Source organism: Filimonas zeae (assembly GCF_014641615.1).
GTDB lineage: Bacteria > Bacteroidota > Bacteroidia > Chitinophagales > Chitinophagaceae > Filimonas > Filimonas zeae.
Genome location: NZ_BMIB01000002.1, coordinates 1,310,089 through 1,326,351, shown reverse-complemented (window position 1 = coordinate 1,326,351; position 16,263 = coordinate 1,310,089). Strand labels below are relative to the sequence as shown.

Genomic DNA, 16,263 nt, shown 5'->3' with positions numbered 1-16,263 from the left:
GCCAAGGTAAGCAAAAATGAGTGGTGAATACGTTAAAACAGCGTTTGCACGCCGTGGGCCACCTTCAGTTCATGCTCTAACAGCCATTTTTTACGCCAAAGCCCTCCGGCGTAACCAACGAGTGAGCGGTTCTGGCCAATTACCCGGTGGCAGGGTACTATAATGGCTATTTTGTTTTTACCGTTGGTGGTGCCTGCCGCCCGTATACATTTGGCATCGCCCAGGGCAACAGCCAGTTGCAGGTAACTGAGGGTTTTGCCATAAGGAATAGTAAGCAGCTGGTTCCATACCCGCAGCTGAAAATCGGTGCCTTCCTGGTGAACAGGAAGGGAAAAGGAGCGCCGGGCGCCATGAAAAAACTCAATCAGTTCTTCCGTGCACTGGTGCAAAATGTCGGGTATGCCGGGATCGCCGTGTGTAATCTGATCTTCGTTGTCTACAAAACTTACCTCGCTAATGTACTGTTCCGTTCCGCCAATTTTCAGCAATCCTACCGGGCTCTGGTAGTAGGTATAATACATAGTTTGCTTAGCCAACCTGTTGGCCGTTGGTTACCGGCTGTGATGGCTGTAATAAAATTACCTGATTATTTTCATCGTACACGCCCAGTACCAGGCATTCGCTGAAAAAGTTGGCAATTTGTTTACGCGGAAAATTGACTACTGCTACAACCTGTTGCCCTTTAAGTTGTTGTTTGGTGTAATGATGGGTAATTTGCGCGGAAGATTGTTTAATACCCAGCGGACCAAAGTCGATGGTAAGCTGGTAAGCGGGTTTGCGGGCCTGGGGAAAATCGTTAACCTCCAGAATAGTGCCGGTGCGTATCTCAATCTTTTCAAAGTCGTCCCAGGTAATCATCTTCGTTCATTTTTAATAAAAATAGTACAATGAAACGTAACGCAACAGCCGTATGGAACGGATCGGGCAAAGAAGGTAACGGAACACTTACCACCCAGAGCACAGTTTTAAACCAAACGCAGTATTCATTCAACTCCCGTTTTGCAGAGGGTGTGGGCACTAACCCGGAAGAACTGGTAGCTGCTGCACATGCCGGCTGCTTTACCATGAAGCTGAGTTTTGTACTGGGTGAAGCCGGTTTTACTCCAGAATCGCTGGAAACCCAGTGTTTCATCAATTTTGAGAACGGCGCTATTACCAATTCTCATCTGGTATTAAAAGCAAAAGTACCTGGTATTAATCAGGAGCAGTTTGATACTGCTGTGGCAGATGCTGAGAAAAACTGCCCTATCAGCAAACTGCTGAACACTGATATTACGGTGGAAGCCTCATTGGTGTAGGAATTCAAAAGTGAAAATTCAAAAGTCAAAATTCAAAACGGATAACATACTCCATTTGACTTTTGACTTTTGAATTTTGAATTATGACTTATTTCTTACACCAAATAGCTTCTGATAAACCATGCCCACTTCTCATGCTGCTCCATCAGGCCGGTAATAAAATCGGCGTTGCCTTTATCATGATTATCTTCCAGTTTGTCTATATCGTTGCGCAGTAAACGGATGATAGTTTCATGATCGTCCAGCAGGTTTTGCAATTGTTTGCGTTGATCGTTGGTGTATTCTTCTTCCAGCAGGCTGGTTACCTGTAAAAAATCCTTAAGGCGGCCCTGCGAGTAATGGCCCAGCATACGGATGCGTTCTGCTACGTTATCAAATACATCATCCAGCTCGTTGTACAGGCGCTCATAAAACTCGTGCATGGCCAGAAAGTTTACACTTTCAATGTTCCAGTGGTAGTTGCGGGTTTTGGTGTACAGTACAAATTCGTCGGCCAGAACCCTTCCCAGAATTTGTGAGGATGTCTGTTTCTGTTCTTCCGTTAATCCAATATTTGCCTTCATAAGAAAAATGTTTTTGTCTCTATAAAGTAGTAATACGGAATACGTCACAAACAACAGGCCGAAATGTGTTGACTGTTAATGTAGCAGGGAGGCCAGTTGTAACAATTCCTCCTGTTTGTACTGGTTAATGGGAGAGGAGAAGCAGCGCGAAAGCTCTTTCAGCAGCAGCTCAATAATGTCTACGTGATTATAGGGTTTGAAATAATCAGGCTGCGGTATGGTGTCTGTTCTTTTGAAGTAATGTTCCAGATCGTTATGGCTGAATGCCTGGCCGGTTTTACCATCTACATAAAAATGGATTTTATGTTGCGGATTGCCTTTGAAGGTGGAGGCATCGTAATCGGTGTGGAAAAATGCCAGCACAAACTGGTTGGGTACATGAATGGCTTTTACCATAATATCCAGTTGTTCTGCCAGTATCAGATACAGAATACCGTTAGATACGGAGTTGCCTTTTTTGTTCTGTAATACCTGATGGATAAAAAAATGATCGGGATTGGTATAATCCAGATCGGCCCCTTTTAAACTGTAGTAGTTGTAAACAATGCTGGAGATAACATGTGCCTGCTCCAGCGGGGTGAGGTAGCTGTTCAGTTCCAGCCAAACGTTGCGTCTGATCTTTTCCATTTCCTGTAATACAGGGGCAGTATGCAGATCGGGATACTGAAACTTGGCAACCAGTAAGGCTCCAAAGAGTAAATCGTGATAGGCACTGTCGCGCCATTCGGTAAGATCGTTCACCAGATCGCTGTAATGGAGGCGGTGAATCAGCATTTCAATCCTTTCCTGAATATCTTCCCGGGGCGAGTTTTCCCACAGGTTTTCCAGGTTGGGAATAATGTTCCGGCCATAATGGACAATCCGCTGCGACACCGATGTAAAAACCTCTTCATCGGGATCATCGATCAAGTTAAACAGCGCAGATATTTCTCTGTTTTCCTCCATAAGCCAGAACACACTTTATGATATACAAACTACGTATTTTTTTGATAATAATGCTAAATTAAGTTATCCAGTCATGTGGATAAGGGGGATGGTTTTCATACGATGTGTGTATGTTTTTAAAACCCGGTTTTCTATACACAGAAGGGAACATTGTAACACCCTTTCGGTAATATTGTTCAAATCCTTTACAATGAAAAACCGAGTAACACTCGCTCTGTTACTGTGTGCCCTTACCACAGTAGTACATGCCCAATTTTACAAGTCAGTATTACCTGCGCCGGCAGGGTTTAACAACGCCCTTGAAAAAATTGTACTTGATTTCCGGTACGATTACAAAACCATCCAGGGCCAGCAGTTATCCCGCGAAACCGAGGTGGAAAGTTACACATCGGCGGTGCAGTTACCCGGGGCAAAGGAGTGTGTTATTACACGTTTCCATTCCAAGCAGGATACTACCGCCAGCTGGCAGGGAGTTATGTACCGGGGTGACAATTACAAAGAAGCGGTACGGGTGTACAAAAGTCTGGTACGCCAGGTAAAGAGAAGCCAGATGCAGTGGCTGGATAACAGTGCAGTGTATTTTCTGGGCGATCTGGAAGAGCCGAAAGAAGAGGTGGGTTTTGCCAATACCGTTTTATCGCTGGATGTGGCCGATGCGGTGTACCGCCAGTTTGTGGCAGAAGTGGAATTATCGGGCAACGATGTTGACTGGACTGTTACGCTGAACTTTCACAAAAAGCGCGACGACCGCGAGCAGTAGTTATTTACTCAGTAACATAACTGCAATCAGAATTCCTGCAATCAGAATGGCTGCAGGAATTTTATACCGGTTCCACAGCCACTGGTTCTTTTTTTCCGAAAGGCAGTTTTGAATAGCTGCCTCTGTTTCGGGCATCACCGGCGTGATGGATTGTAACAAAGCACTTACCTCCTGTACAGCAGTGTACGACAGCAGGTAGGTGCTTTGTAGTATATTACTCACCACGGCACTGTTGGCATGTACATCGCCTGTTTGCTGCAGCAGTGTAATATGCCGCGGGTTCAGTACCTGTACTATCTGTGCATACAGCATATCCTGGTTAATGCGAAAGGGATCCTGACTGCTGTATTTTTTAAACAGGCGTATACTCTGCTGTAACACATCATCTGCACTAATGGCCGTTATGGTATTGGTTTTATGATAGGCATTGTAATACTGGTAATGCCAGGCTTCCCTTTTCTTTTTATCTCCCAGCACTTCCCATGCTTCTTTAATTTCCCGGAAACGGGTAGCGGCAAACGGGTTGTCTGCATTTTTATCGGGGTGGAAGCGCAACGCAAGGGCCCGGTAGGCTTTCCGTATTTCATCGGTGCCTGCGGTTGGTTTTACTTCCAGTATACGGTAATAGTCTTTCGTAATCATGAGTTTACCGGCCCTTAATACGCAGTTTTACAAACTTACGGGTTAATTGTGGGTATGTGGTTATCTTTAGGCGTGATGAGGCGGAAATTACGGATAGGCGCAATAGCAGCGGGCTGCTGGCTACTGGCAGCTTTGCCAGGCAGCATACGCGCGCAGCAAAATACCCTTACGTTACAGTTGCTGGCCCGTGCCGGGCAGCAGGCGCTTACTACAGAAGATTCCTGCACCAATGCCGCCGGCGAAACCTTTGCCGTACGCAACTTCCGCTATTACCTTTCTCACATACAACTGGCTGGTGCCGATGGCCGGTATTATGAAGCAGCAGAAACTGCGGCCTATCTGGCAGATATGCGCGACAGCAGTTCGCAGCAGATTATGCTTACCACCAAAGGGCCTGTACAAAGCATCCGTTTTTTACTGGGGGTAGATAGCATGGCGAATGTAACCGGCGTACATACCGGTACGCTGGACCCTGCAAAGGGCATGTTCTGGACCTGGAATAGCGGCTACATCATGGCGAAGCTGGAGGGCAGAAGCCCGCAGTCTACCGCACCGGGCCGCAATTTTACCTATCATATTGGTGGTTATAAAACGGGGCAGCAAACTGCCCGTTGGATTACCCTGCCCGTAACCGCTACACCTGCAAACCGCCTTGTGCTGGCAGCAGATATTTTACAATGGTTTGGTGGCAGCGCTGGTGTAACTATTGCCTCGCATCCCGTATGTCACGAGCCGGGACCGCTGGCAGTAGCCATTGCCGATAATTACACACGTATGTTCAGTGTGGTGAAAGAGGGGGAGCAGCAGCCATGAAATTGCGTGTATTGCTGCCGGTATTACTGGCGCTGATAGTGGGTGGCAGCTTTATAGCACAGTATGGCCCACGGCCTGAAATTACCCGCGTACCTTTTCCGCAACCGAAAGGCTGGCCAAAGCCTTTATACGATTTTAAAGCCAACCCGCTAAGCAAGGAAGGTATTGAACTGGGGCGCAGGTTATTTTATGATGGCCGGCTGAGCAAGGATGGCAATTTTCCCTGCGCCAGCTGCCATCAGCAGTTTGCAGCCTTTACTACTTTCGATCATAACCTGAGTCACGGTATCAATAACAATCTTACCACCCGTAACGCACCGGGCCTGTTTAACCTGGCCTGGCAGCGGGAGTTTATGCAGGATGGCGGTGTAAATCACCTGGACCTGCAACCGCTGGCTCCTTTAACGGCACCCAATGAAATGGGGGAGGAAATAGACAGTGTACTGGTAAAGCTGCGTACAGATAAACGTTATAAAAAGATGTTTGCTGCGGCCTTTGGCGATACGGCTGTTACCACACAACGCATGACCAGGGCTTTAAGCCAGTTTATGCTTACCATGGTAAGTGCCAACAGCAAATACGATAAGGTAATGCGTGGTGAAGCGCAGTTTAATTTGCCGGAGCGCCTGGGCCATGGCATTTTTCAGCAGAAGTGTGTAGCCTGCCATCCGCCGCCGTTGTTTACCGATTTCAGTTACCGCAACATAGGCATACCGGATGACCCTTTTAACAGCGATAAAGGCCGTATGAAGATTACAGGTAAAAGTACAGATTCGTTGAGTTTTCGGGTACCCAGCCTGCGTAACGTAATGATTACGGCACCTTACGGGCACGATGGCCGCTTTTTCAGCATGATAGAAGTAATGGAACATTACCGGAAACGGCTGAAAGTAATGCCTGCTACCGACAGCCTGATGCGTAAAGGAATTCCCTTATCCAACTTTGAAATAGGACAGCTGACCGCTTTTCTGTACACCCTTACCGACAGTAGTTTTATTGCCAACCCCCACCTGGCCGCTCCGGCAGATATTACGGTGCCAGTGGCTGCGGATGCTGCTGACCATCAGAGAGTTCGCTAATTGTTGTTCGGTATAAAGAAGGCATGGCACAGATTTTGGCTGTGACACTTCAACAACAATCACTCTTAAAAGAATAACTATGAAAGCACATCACGTGTTGCCCATTGCAATGACAACTTTGTTATTTGCCTGTAACGGAATTCTGGATCAAAAAGAAGAACATACTACGGATACGGTAATACAGCCGGTATTAATTGATACCTCAAGCGGCCCTGTTGCTACAAAAGATACTACACAACCTGTGTTTAATATCAACAGCATTCCTGTAAGCGCGCAGGACCTGGGTACTTTTCCTTTTTTCAATGCACCGGAAGGTTATAAGTACCAGAACGCAGATACCAAAGATTTTGATAAGCAATATCTGGCTGTAAATGGTAAGCTGATTCCTTTTGAAGGCAAAGTGTTTAATGCCGATCTGGATATTGACAACGCTAAAAACAAGGGTAAGTTTAATGCACAGTTGCTTGCCAAAAGCTACGACAAGGTAATTGTAGAGCTGGGCGGCGTAAAGCTGAATGCAGTACCTGTTGCTACGGAAGAGATGGATCGTATTGGTAAGGATGAACTGGTTGCTAAAAAATCAGGTTATGCGCTGGACTATAATGGCAGAGATATTCACACCTATGTTATCCGTCAGAAAGATGCAGAGGTATGGATACAGTTTTCTTTACTGGATGGTGAAAGCGGCAGAATGACCATTTTACAGAAAGGTGATATGGAAACACTGAAGATTACGCTGATGAAAGCAGATGACCTGAAGAAAGAAATTGATGCTACTGGTAAAGCCATTCTGCACATCAACTTTGATACAGATAAAACCAGTTTTGGTAAAGAAGGCGATGATGCGGTTACAGAAATTAAAAAGCTGTTACAGCAGGATGGAAACCTGAAATTATCTATAGAAGGCCACACCGATAACACTGGTAATGCCGCTAAAAATAAACAACTGTCGCTGGCCCGCGCCAATGCGGTAATGAATGCACTGGTAAAAGCAGGCATACGTAAAGACCGTTTAAAAGCAGTAGGCTATGGCTCAGAAAAACCGGTGGTAGATAACAACACCGATGAGGGTAAAGCGCAGAACCGCCGTGTAGAACTTGTGAAGTTGTAACCAGGTCAGTTGTACTGACACAATCCAGAGCGCCCCGGCAACGGGGCGCTTTTTTTACGCAAGAGGCCTGCCGTTACCGGCAAGCCCCTTTTCAAACAAAACAACTTGTATTTCCCCTACAAGACACTTGTGTGTCTGACGTTGTTAGTACTCATATTTCCAATGGAAACTAATCTGCTCAATGGACAGATTGTTGTGCCAGCCGGATAAGCCCACCAGTCTTGCGTTAAGCCCATCCGCCAGGTCTCCTGTAAAATGCGCTTTCTCTTTAAAAGTGGGATACGGGAATATATCCGGCCATTCTATGCCGGCTGGTTCTCCGGCTTTGGTGCCGGCTCCTATACGGTTTCCTTTATTGGTATGTAACCACAGACTTTCTACCACAAAGCCCATGTATCCCAGCGTGCCCGAAATGTATTCATCTGCTTTTTCATTCAATATCAGTTCGCTGAAATTTCCTGATGTTTTACCTGCTGTGGTATGTGGCAGACCTCCCTGGTAGGTGAGTCGTAACCCCCTCAGTTCATTGTTTTCATGATAGATGGTAATGCTGCGTATTACCGCATTTGCAGGGCTTGCAAAAGCGCTGGTTTGTTTTATACCGCCAAAGGCACCTACCGTTCTTTCAACTGTTTGGGTTACATATTTTTTTGCATCAGGGTCAAAGTTGTGCCATAAGCGTGCCTGCGCAGTCACTACTTCCAGTTCTGTTTCAAATTGGTTTTTTACCTGTTTTCTGCGGTTAGCAACGGCTTCGTCTGCCAGTGCTTCAAATTCTTTTCTGATGTGTTCTGTGGCGCTGTTATAATGCCATGCCATTGCCCAGCCGTCAAAGGCATCTTCCACCTGTTTAATTACCCCGGTGCTCATTGGAATCAGCGTGGTATTTACCGGTTTAATCAAATCTAACCGGTTCTTTAATAAACTGCTTTCTGCTTCTTTTACCGCAGCGGAAAGCTCACGTATCATATCTTTCAGCAGCTTCAGATTTGTATTATGGTCTGCTGCTCCGGAAGGTTTTCCGGCAATGTCTTCATATTCTACAGCCAGTTGATATTTAAGGCTTAATAATATAGAACCGTAGCTTACCAGATAAGGAAGTACGTTGGGTTTGCCAACAAACATGTCCAGATTGTGCTGCGCCGATGTAATGGTTTCTGTTAGCTTCCGGGCTTTTTCTTCACCTTTCTCATAGGCATCAAAATCCTTCACGTTTCTAAGCAGGCCTGCAATCTGATCTCTTAAATCATTCAGCTGTTTACGCTCCAGTATTTCGTGAATACGCTTATCTACATAGGCTTTCATCTGGTCCCATAAGGCAGCCAGTTTGTCTTCTTCCGTCCAGAAAAAAGCTATGATACCCGCGGCAGCACTACCTACTTTAGGTATAATGCCTACGCATTTCAGAATAAGAGATCTGCCTCCGTCGTTGTTTTCAATCAGTGTTGCGGTACTGGGTGTAAGTGAATCTTCAATTACCGGTACCATTTTAAACAGCTGGTTGTCGGTTCCTGACAGCCTCACCTGTTTTACTTCGGCCCCATCATCTACAGACGCATATATTACATCCAGATATTTATCGCTGTGCAGTACTCTTATGCGGTAATAGCCATCACCCGCCTGATCAAAGTGGAAATGATGGTTAGCTTTATTGGGCTCAAAATGCCACTGAATAATAGCGGCTTCGTCTTCCCGCGATTTATTGTTTACAGCCAGATACCGCTGCCGGTAAGAAGGCATGATCCAGAAGAAGTTATTCCCTGCATCAAAAGAGAATTTCTGATTTTCATCGGTTGGGTCCAGTGTCTTCTGGATCAGTTTGTCGCCGAGCGAGTCGGTTTTAAAGCCAATGGCTTTGTTGCTGTGTTTGGCAAGCAGGTAATAGCGCTGACCAGCTAAGGGCTTAAATGCCATAACTTTTGGTTTTAATTACTGTAATAGGTTATTGAATAATAATGCCGGTAAACAATCGGGCGGGGAACACCGGTTTACCTTTGGGGGTTAATAACAGTCAGCGCGCTTAACGGGTACTAAATTAGGGAATAGCGGAAGGTGGTTCATGTACAAGTTTGTCCTGTTTATTAAACAGGACTGCCGGCAGCAATTGTTTGGGCATATTGTAACGGACTGGTGCCCGCCAGTTTTTTAAAAGCATTATAAAAAGCACTGCGTGATGCAAAGCCTACTTCGCTGGCCAGCGCTTCTATGGTATAACTCTTCAGATTATCTGCGCTGGCCATTTGTGCCTGAATGTGCCGGATACGGTGGGTGTTAATAAAGTCTGTAAAGTTGAGGTGATAGTGGCTGTTCAGCAATACGGATAATTCATGGGTGGTTAACCCCAATGCTGTAGCCAGTACAGGTAAGCTTATGTTTTTGCTGGTATAAGGTTTTTGTTGCTGCATGTAAGCATCTATCTGCCTGCACAGGTCATCAGCACTTGTTTTGTGTAAAGCGGCGGCTTCTGCCTGTTTTTTAATGCGCAGCAGCGTAGCGGGTTTCATATCCAGAAATGCCGCTACGCAGTCTGCAGGTAATCTTTCTATATACCCTGGCTTGGTATTGGTAAAGTAGGCATACCGTTCTGTAGCATTGCCAATGCGTATAATGTGCGATCGTTCCTGTGCATCCCGGTAATACTTCTCCACCATTACGCGAAACAGATAGTTAAAGTCGAAATGTACCTGAAACAACTCCTGCATTACATCATTGTGCATGGCCAGCAAAGTGGTTGGTTCAACCGCTACCATGGTTTCCATGGCAGGTGCTGCACCGTGCAAGCCATTGATAGAACTTACAAATTCATTTTCTACAGAAATATAGGTTGTTATCTTTTTGCGGTTATGAATGGAATAAGCGGTAATAGCACCGCTTTTAATAAAATACATATACCTGCATATCTCTCCCTGTTTTACCAGTACGTCGTTGGGGGAAAGCTGTAGTGTTACTATATGCTTATAAAACGCCTGCTTTAGCGCATCGCTTAAGGGGTAGATGGTGTTAAGCAGGCTGATAATAGTATCTATATCTTCCCTGGCGGCAACAGAATATGGTTCAGTGGAATTCACGATGAATGGAAAGGTTGAAATGTTTTTCAAATGTACTAAATGATTGATATGTGTGCGGGCGTGCACAGTGCCATGCTACAGGCAGGGCAGCATAAAGGCAGTAAAACAAAAGCCTTTGTAAATAAAAACGGCATGGTAACACAAGGGGTACCATGCCGTTTTATAAAAGTAAACATGCTTGTTATTTCATTTCCCAAACCAGCGCGCTGGCGCCGAGGATGGCTGCGTCAGACTCTTTCAGTTCGCTGAAAATGAGTTTTACCTTGTTTTTGAATATGGGCAGCAGGTTGGCTTCCATATGCTCACGCGTAGGGTTCAGCAGCAAATCGCCTGCTTTACACAAACCGCCGAACAGAATAATGGCTTCCGGTGAGGAGAACATGATAAAGTTAGCCAGTGCCATACCCAGTATTTCGCCGGTAAAGCGGTATACTTCATTGGCAATTTCATCGCCCTGCATAGCGCAGTCGTACACCACGCGGCTGTCTATTTTATCCTGCTCATAATTACGCAACAGGCTGGGTTTGTCAGCATGCTTTTCCAGCATTTCCAGTGCCGTAAAACGTACGCCGGTAGCAGAAGCGTAAGCTTCTACAGAACCGTGTGCACCGGTAGAGTAGTGTTTGCGGCCACCCGCCACCACAATAGTGTGGCCCAGTTCGCCTGCAAAACCATCATGCCCGTAAATCAGCTGACCGTTGGCAACAATACCGCTACCTACACCGGTACCCAGTGTAATAACAATAAAGTCTTTCATGCCTTTGGCCGCGCCGTACGTCATTTCTCCTACTGCTGCTGCGTTGGCATCGTTGGTAAGGGCAGCAGGTACGCCAAACTTCTCCTTCATCAGATTAGCCAGTGGAATAACACCGTTCCATCTTAAGTTAGGAGCGTAATCAATAGTGCCTGTGTAGTAGTTGCCATTAGGGGCACCTACGCCAATACCTTTTATTTTATCTATGCCCCCCGCATCTTTAACAGCAGGGGCTATAGCTTCATATAATTCGTCAATATAGTCTTCTATGCGCTCATGCTTTTTAGTGGAAATGGCACCACGATACAGGATATCACCTCTGTGGTCTACAATACCAAATACAGTGTTGGTACCGCCAATGTCAATTCCTAAAGCCAATTGCTGTGAACCCGCACTCATGTGTTTGTGTTTAAAACTGTGTTTTGTATGTTATAGTGTCTAACCGTATTAATGGCTTTTTTCAATCTGCTGATCAAAGTCAAGCCCCTGTGCTTTCAGTACCCCTCTTAACTTCAGCGCCAGAAAAGCCAGGAAGGCAAAACCAGCAGCTGCTACATAATAAGAACGGTGCATGCCGATAGAAGAGAAGTCGCCCAGTACGCCCTGGAAAGGCGGAATTACGGCGCCACCTAATATCATCATGATAAGGAAGGCGGAACCCTGACTGGTATATTTACCCAAACCGGCCACACCCAGTGCAAATACACAGCTCCAGATAACAGAGCAGCATAAACCACCGGCGATGAAAGCATACACACTTACAATACCATTGGTAAAAATACCAATAAGCATAGCAGCCGTAGCCAGTAACGATACGGTCAGCAGCGTTTTAACCGGCTTATCCTGCCCATAAAAGAAAGCGGCAATAATAATGGCAATGCATACCACATAACCATACAGGTCGCTTACATCACTTCCGTTCAGTCTGTTTACATACAACACCACAGCAAAAGCAATAAAAGGAACAACGATGGTAGCTATTTTTTTACCGGTAGCGCTCAGGTTAAATACACTGATGGCACCTGTCCAGCGGCCGATCATCAGGCTACCCCAGTACAGCGATACATAGCGGGATATCTGGCTTTCATCCAAACCTTCTGCGGTAAGGTAACCAGGTATGTGCAGCAATGCACCAAAGTTGTTATCAATAGTTACTTCCACACCCACGTACACAAAAATGCCAATCATACCGTAAATCAGCTGGGGGTACTTCATAGCGCCCCAGCCTTCCGGGTTTTTAACGGCGGCGCCGTTGCTGGCAAACAGGATGGCTACCACACCTACAATAATGGCAATCAGCAGCGCCAGTTTAGACACCTCTGTAAACTGCCCAATCAGAATAATAGCAATTACCAAACCGGTAAGCCACATCAGCGAGCGGGATGCTTTGGGGGCTTTTTCAAATGCCGTATCGTTTTTACCATCGGGTAGTTTGGAAACCGCGAAAATAATGGCCACCAGCGCAAACACGCCTGCCACAATCATGTACAGGGTTTTGATAGAGCTGACCGAGGTACCCTCTACACTGCTGCTAACCGTACCAAACAGAAAAAAGCTTACAATAATAGGCCCTACCGTAGTACCAAAAGAGTTTACGCTGCCGCCCAGGTTAAGCCGGGTAGCGCCCGTAGCGGGATCGCCCAGCATCAACGCAAAGGGCTGTGCACAGGTTTGCTGCAACGAAAAACCTAATGCAATAATGAATAATGCCAGCAGAATGAACGGAAAGTTGCCAAAAGCAATCTGTTCACCCTTCAGGGCCTGAACAATAGCGCTTACCTTATTATCGCTGAATGTAGCCGTTAGTTTACCCGATTTGTCCTTTTCTGCAACATGAAAAGGTTCGTTCAGGTTAGATGTAATGGCCGTATTGGCAATATGAGGCTGACCTTCAGCATTGTTGGCAACCGTAATGCTGTAACCTGTTTCTTCTTTCTTCAGGGTAACTGCCTTGTCGGCAGTGGTTACCTTCTGGTCTTTCTTCAGCTTTTGCACTTTGGCCACATGCTGCTCAATCGGCTGCAGGTTTTCATTGCTTACCGCCGGAATCATGAGTAAGGCACCCACAATAGAAATAACCAGGCCCAGAATAATGCCTTTTTTGTAACCTATTTTGTTAAGTAAGTCTTTACCACGGGCTTCGGAAATAATGTACAACACAAGCGAGCCGATAAAATAAGCACCGTAAAAAGCCGTACCAATCAACTGAGATTCAAACTGGGTAAGGTTAAAGAAGGTTTTGCAGAAGGGGATGAAAATGCTGTTGGATGCAGCAATAAACCCCCAGAAGAAAAAGACAAGCACCAACGTAGCTAACGCGCCTCCATTGGTTTTTTGAGAGGATGCAAGATTCATGGGAATGTTGGTATGAAATTTAGATTTAAAAAAAGCCCAAAATAAGCAAAATTGCATTGTGAATTATTTTTGAAGGCGTAACGCCGGTATTCGTTTGATGCTTAACTTGTAATCGTATGGAAATTGTTCATGTAAGTGCGGAATGTTATCCTGTAGCAAAGGCCGGTGGATTGGGAGATGTAGTGGGCGCGTTGCCCAAGTATTTAAACAAGCTGGGGCACAATGCCAAGGTGGTAATGCCCATGTACCGTACCCGTTTTCTGTATCAGAATGAATGGGAGGTGGATTTTAAAGGCCGGGGCCAGATGGGTAGCTACTGGTTCGACTACACCATTATTAAGGAAAAACATAATAAACTCGGTTTTTCCCTGTATCTTGTCGACATAAACGGTTTGCTGGACCGGGAGAAGATTTACGGCTACGGTGATGACACCGAGCGGTTTACGGCCTTCCAGATTGCAGTGGTTGACTGGATTAACCACTGGCAGCACAAGCCGGATGTACTACATTGTCATGATCATCATACCGCACTGATTCCTTTTATTGTTAAACATAGTTATCAATACAACCGCCTGGCCGATGTGCCAACGGTATTAACCATTCATAACGCCCAATACCAGGGCTGGATGGGATGGGATAAAGCAGCCCTGCTGCCTGTATTTGATACCTGGAAAGCCGGGCAGCTGGAATGGAATAAAACCATTAACCCGCTGGCTTCGGGCATAAAATGCGCCTGGAAGGTAACCACCGTAAGCTGGAGTTACCTGGAAGAGCTGCGCACGTACGCCAACGGCCTGGAAAAGCTGCTGGAGTACGAAAAAGGCAAGTGTGTGGGTATACTCAACGGTATTGATACCGATGTATGGAACCCTGCAACCGACCCGTTTGTAAACCACCATTACAATTACAGTACGGTGGATGCCGGTAAAGCGGCCAACAAACTGGAACTATGCAAGGAGTTTGAACTGGAACAAACCAACCCGTTAGTGGTGTTTATAGGCCGCCTGGTGGGCGAAAAAGCGGCAGACGTTTTGCCTGATGCGGTGCTGTCAGCACTGTACGGGTTGCAGGGGAAAGTTAATTTCCTGATATTGGGCAATGGTGAGCCACATGTGGAATGGCAATTGAATCAGTTAAAGGGAAATTTCCCTGGCAACTATAATGTGTTCATTGGGTATGACGAGGCTTTGAGTCACCGTATTTATGCCGGGGCAGACTTTTTGCTTATGCCCAGTAGGGTAGAGCCCTGCGGGCTGAACCAGATGTATGCGATGAAGTATGGTACCGTACCTATGGTGCGCAGTACCGGTGGATTAAAAGATACGGTAGTGGATATGGGCGACTGGCAGGGATGGGGCATCCGCTTTAACCATGCCAGCGTAGGAGATATCGCTTACTCTGTTACCAGAGCGGTGGATGTATATGCTGATAAGAAACAAATGACTGCCATGCGCAGCCATATGATGCAGATAGATCACAGCTGGGAGCATTCCGTACAGCAATACGTGGACATTTATCAAAGTTTGAAATACTAGTAACGTTTATGTTTAACATCTCTACATCCGTTCTCGCTGTCATTCTGGGTGGCGGCGCCGGTACAAGGTTATATCCTTTAACGGCGAGCAGATCCAAACCGGCAGTGCCCATTGCGGGGAAATACAGACTGGTGGATATTCCCATCAGTAACTGTATCAATTCCAATATCCGCCGCATGTTTGTATTAACACAGTTCAACTCGGCCTCTCTGAACAAACACATTAAAAACACCTATTCTTTTAATGCATTCAGTTCCGGCTTTGTTGATATTCTGGCGGCGGAGCAAACGCCTGATAACCCGGGGTGGTTTCAGGGTACCGCAGATGCAGTAAGACAAAGCCTGCGTCATATTTACAATTTCGACTTTGAGCATTTGCTCATTCTGAGCGGCGACCAGCTGTATCAGATGGATTTTCAAACGATGATTGAAGATCACCGTGCGCGTAATGCAGACATTACCATCGCCACTATTCCCGTAACCGATCGCGATGCTTCTGACTTTGGCATTCTGAAGGCAGATAATGACCAGCTCATTACCTCTTTTATCGAAAAGCCGAAGAAAGAACTGCTGCCTGATTGGGTAAGCGATACTGGTGAAGACATGCAGAAAGTGGGGAGAAATTACCTCGCATCAATGGGGATTTATATCTTCAACCGCAGTACGTTACAGCAGATTCTGAAATCGGAGTTTCCTGATTATCCCGACTTTGGAAAGGAGATTATTCCGCAGAGTATCTCTAAGTACAAGGTGGTAAGCTATCAGTATGATGGTTACTGGACAGATATCGGAAATATCCATTCTTTCTTTGAAGCAAACATTGCACTTACGAAAGATATTCCTGAGTTTAACCTGTTCGACAGAACCAAGACCATCTTTACCCGTGCACGTATGCTGCCCCCTGCTAAAGTAAGCGGGCCGCGCATTATTAACACGGTTATTGTGGAAGGCTCCATTATTCTGGCCAGCGAGCTTACCAATAGTGTAATAGGTATAAGGGCGCGTATTGGCAAAGGCACTGTTATTACCTGTGCGTATGTAATGGGTAACGACTTTTACGAAACCCTGGAAACCATGGAGCAGAACCGCCAGAGTGGTACCCCCGAACTGGGAATTGGCGAAAACTGCTACATAGAAAACGCCATTATTGATAAAAACTGCCGCATAGGTAACAATGTAACCATAAAAGGCAGTCCCGACCTGGAAAATACCGACCACCCGCTGTACACCATTAAAGATGGTATTGTGGTAGTGAAGAAGGGGGCGGTACTGGAAAATGGCTTTACCATAGGTGCATAAACGCAAACTTTATAATTAACATCCCGCCCGGGATGTTTTTTT

General features: G+C 46.0%; 16 protein-coding genes. 7 read left to right on the top strand and 9 right to left on the bottom strand.

What is annotated here, in order from left to right; genetic code table 11:
• Positions 1–32: 32 nt before the first annotated feature.
• Positions 33–536 (bottom strand): methylated-DNA--[protein]-cysteine S-methyltransferase, encoded by a 504-nt coding sequence (locus tag IEY13_RS30350; protein WP_308421159.1) that lies wholly within the window; start codon positions 534–536, stop codon positions 33–35.
• Entirely contained in the window at positions 529–858 is a 330-nt protein-coding gene (locus IEY13_RS12095; protein WP_188952306.1) for a tRNA-binding protein, read from the bottom strand. The genes IEY13_RS30350 and IEY13_RS12095 overlap by 8 nt, the downstream gene beginning before the upstream one ends.
• 29 nt (positions 859–887) lie before the next feature.
• On the opposite strand from IEY13_RS12095, the gene IEY13_RS12090 reads away from it, so the two are divergent.
• Positions 888–1,298: an OsmC family protein gene (locus tag IEY13_RS12090; RefSeq protein WP_188952304.1), complete on the top strand. Its 411-nt coding sequence runs from the start codon at positions 888–890 to the stop codon at positions 1,296–1,298.
• Positions 1,299–1,393: 95 nt separating this feature from the next.
• On the opposite strand, the gene IEY13_RS12085 is transcribed toward IEY13_RS12090, so the two are convergent.
• On the bottom strand, positions 1,394–1,861 hold the full coding sequence (locus tag IEY13_RS12085) for a Dps family protein (protein ID WP_188952302.1): 468 nt from the start codon (positions 1,859–1,861) through the stop codon (positions 1,394–1,396).
• Positions 1,862–1,936: 75 nt separating this feature from the next.
• Entirely contained in the window at positions 1,937–2,806 is an 870-nt protein-coding gene (locus IEY13_RS12080; protein WP_188952300.1) for a transglutaminase family protein, read from the bottom strand.
• A 190-nt stretch (positions 2,807–2,996) separates the two neighbouring features.
• On the opposite strand from IEY13_RS12080, the gene IEY13_RS12075 reads away from it, so the two are divergent.
• Positions 2,997–3,566 (top strand): hypothetical protein, encoded by a 570-nt coding sequence (locus IEY13_RS12075; protein ID WP_188952298.1) that lies wholly within the window; start codon positions 2,997–2,999, stop codon positions 3,564–3,566.
• Here the strand turns inward: IEY13_RS12075 and IEY13_RS12070 are convergent, their stop codons facing one another.
• Positions 3,567–4,208: a J domain-containing protein gene (locus IEY13_RS12070; protein ID WP_188952296.1), complete on the bottom strand. Its 642-nt coding sequence runs from the start codon at positions 4,206–4,208 to the stop codon at positions 3,567–3,569.
• Between the two features lie 75 nt (positions 4,209–4,283).
• On the opposite strand from IEY13_RS12070, the gene IEY13_RS12065 reads away from it, so the two are divergent.
• The 3 genes from IEY13_RS12065 to IEY13_RS12055 all read left to right on the top strand — a co-directional run bounded on the left by IEY13_RS12065 (position 4,284) and on the right by IEY13_RS12055 (position 7,211).
• Positions 4,284–5,021, top strand: coding sequence for an MbnP family protein (locus tag IEY13_RS12065; RefSeq protein WP_188952294.1), 738 nt, complete (start codon positions 4,284–4,286; stop codon positions 5,019–5,021).
• Complete coding sequence (locus IEY13_RS12060; RefSeq protein WP_188952292.1) at positions 5,018–6,100, top strand: cytochrome-c peroxidase; 1,083 nt, start codon at positions 5,018–5,020, stop codon at positions 6,098–6,100. The genes IEY13_RS12065 and IEY13_RS12060 overlap by 4 nt, the downstream gene beginning before the upstream one ends.
• Positions 6,101–6,179: 79 nt before the next feature.
• Positions 6,180–7,211: an OmpA family protein gene (locus IEY13_RS12055; RefSeq protein ID WP_188952290.1), complete on the top strand. Its 1,032-nt coding sequence runs from the start codon at positions 6,180–6,182 to the stop codon at positions 7,209–7,211.
• A gap of 144 nt (positions 7,212–7,355) precedes the next feature.
• Here IEY13_RS12055 and IEY13_RS12050 read toward each other — a convergent pair whose 3' ends face one another.
• The 4 genes from IEY13_RS12050 to IEY13_RS30155 all read right to left on the bottom strand — a co-directional run bounded on the left by IEY13_RS12050 (position 7,356) and on the right by IEY13_RS30155 (position 13,388).
• Entirely contained in the window at positions 7,356–9,125 is a 1,770-nt protein-coding gene (locus IEY13_RS12050; RefSeq protein WP_188952288.1) for an RICIN domain-containing protein, read from the bottom strand.
• A gap of 167 nt (positions 9,126–9,292) precedes the next feature.
• Positions 9,293–10,279, bottom strand: coding sequence for a helix-turn-helix domain-containing protein (locus IEY13_RS12045; RefSeq protein ID WP_188952286.1), 987 nt, complete (start codon positions 10,277–10,279; stop codon positions 9,293–9,295).
• Between the two features lie 181 nt (positions 10,280–10,460).
• Complete coding sequence (locus IEY13_RS12040; protein WP_188952284.1) at positions 10,461–11,432, bottom strand: ROK family protein; 972 nt, start codon at positions 11,430–11,432, stop codon at positions 10,461–10,463.
• A gap of 48 nt (positions 11,433–11,480) precedes the next feature.
• On the bottom strand, positions 11,481–13,388 hold the full coding sequence (locus IEY13_RS30155; RefSeq protein WP_229687831.1) for an MFS transporter: 1,908 nt from the start codon (positions 13,386–13,388) through the stop codon (positions 11,481–11,483).
• A 116-nt stretch (positions 13,389–13,504) separates the two neighbouring features.
• On the opposite strand from IEY13_RS30155, the gene IEY13_RS12030 reads away from it, so the two are divergent.
• Together IEY13_RS12030 and IEY13_RS12025 are read left to right on the top strand one after the other, a co-directional pair.
• Positions 13,505–14,923, top strand: coding sequence for a glycogen synthase (locus IEY13_RS12030; RefSeq protein ID WP_188952283.1), 1,419 nt, complete (start codon positions 13,505–13,507; stop codon positions 14,921–14,923).
• A gap of 8 nt (positions 14,924–14,931) precedes the next feature.
• Complete coding sequence (locus IEY13_RS12025) at positions 14,932–16,221, top strand: glucose-1-phosphate adenylyltransferase (protein ID WP_188952281.1); 1,290 nt, start codon at positions 14,932–14,934, stop codon at positions 16,219–16,221.
• The last annotated feature ends 42 nt before the right edge of the window (positions 16,222–16,263 follow it).

What these genes read in the sequence shown, in the direction of transcription:
- IEY13_RS12070 (WP_188952296.1), bottom strand. Translation starts at nt 4,208, where the DNA reads ATGATTACGAAAGACTATTACCGTATACTGGAAGTAAAACCAACCGCA.
- IEY13_RS12055 (WP_188952290.1), top strand. Translation starts at nt 6,180, where the DNA reads ATGAAAGCACATCACGTGTTGCCCATTGCAATGACAACTTTGTTATTT.
- IEY13_RS12060 (WP_188952292.1), top strand. Translation starts at nt 5,018, where the DNA reads ATGAAATTGCGTGTATTGCTGCCGGTATTACTGGCGCTGATAGTGGGT.
- IEY13_RS12080 (WP_188952300.1), bottom strand. Translation starts at nt 2,806, where the DNA reads ATGGAGGAAAACAGAGAAATATCTGCGCTGTTTAACTTGATCGATGAT.
- IEY13_RS30155 (WP_229687831.1), bottom strand. Translation starts at nt 13,388, where the DNA reads ATGAATCTTGCATCCTCTCAAAAAACCAATGGAGGCGCGTTAGCTACG.
- IEY13_RS12075 (WP_188952298.1), top strand. Translation starts at nt 2,997, where the DNA reads ATGAAAAACCGAGTAACACTCGCTCTGTTACTGTGTGCCCTTACCACA.
- IEY13_RS12050 (WP_188952288.1), bottom strand. Translation starts at nt 9,125, where the DNA reads ATGGCATTTAAGCCCTTAGCTGGTCAGCGCTATTACCTGCTTGCCAAA.
- IEY13_RS12095 (WP_188952306.1), bottom strand. Translation starts at nt 858, where the DNA reads ATGATTACCTGGGACGACTTTGAAAAGATTGAGATACGCACCGGCACT.
- IEY13_RS12025 (WP_188952281.1), top strand. Translation starts at nt 14,932, where the DNA reads ATGTTTAACATCTCTACATCCGTTCTCGCTGTCATTCTGGGTGGCGGC.
- IEY13_RS12085 (WP_188952302.1), bottom strand. Translation starts at nt 1,861, where the DNA reads ATGAAGGCAAATATTGGATTAACGGAAGAACAGAAACAGACATCCTCA.
- IEY13_RS12040 (WP_188952284.1), bottom strand. Translation starts at nt 11,432, where the DNA reads ATGAGTGCGGGTTCACAGCAATTGGCTTTAGGAATTGACATTGGCGGT.
- IEY13_RS12090 (WP_188952304.1), top strand. Translation starts at nt 888, where the DNA reads ATGAAACGTAACGCAACAGCCGTATGGAACGGATCGGGCAAAGAAGGT.
- IEY13_RS12065 (WP_188952294.1), top strand. Translation starts at nt 4,284, where the DNA reads ATGAGGCGGAAATTACGGATAGGCGCAATAGCAGCGGGCTGCTGGCTA.
- IEY13_RS12030 (WP_188952283.1), top strand. Translation starts at nt 13,505, where the DNA reads ATGGAAATTGTTCATGTAAGTGCGGAATGTTATCCTGTAGCAAAGGCC.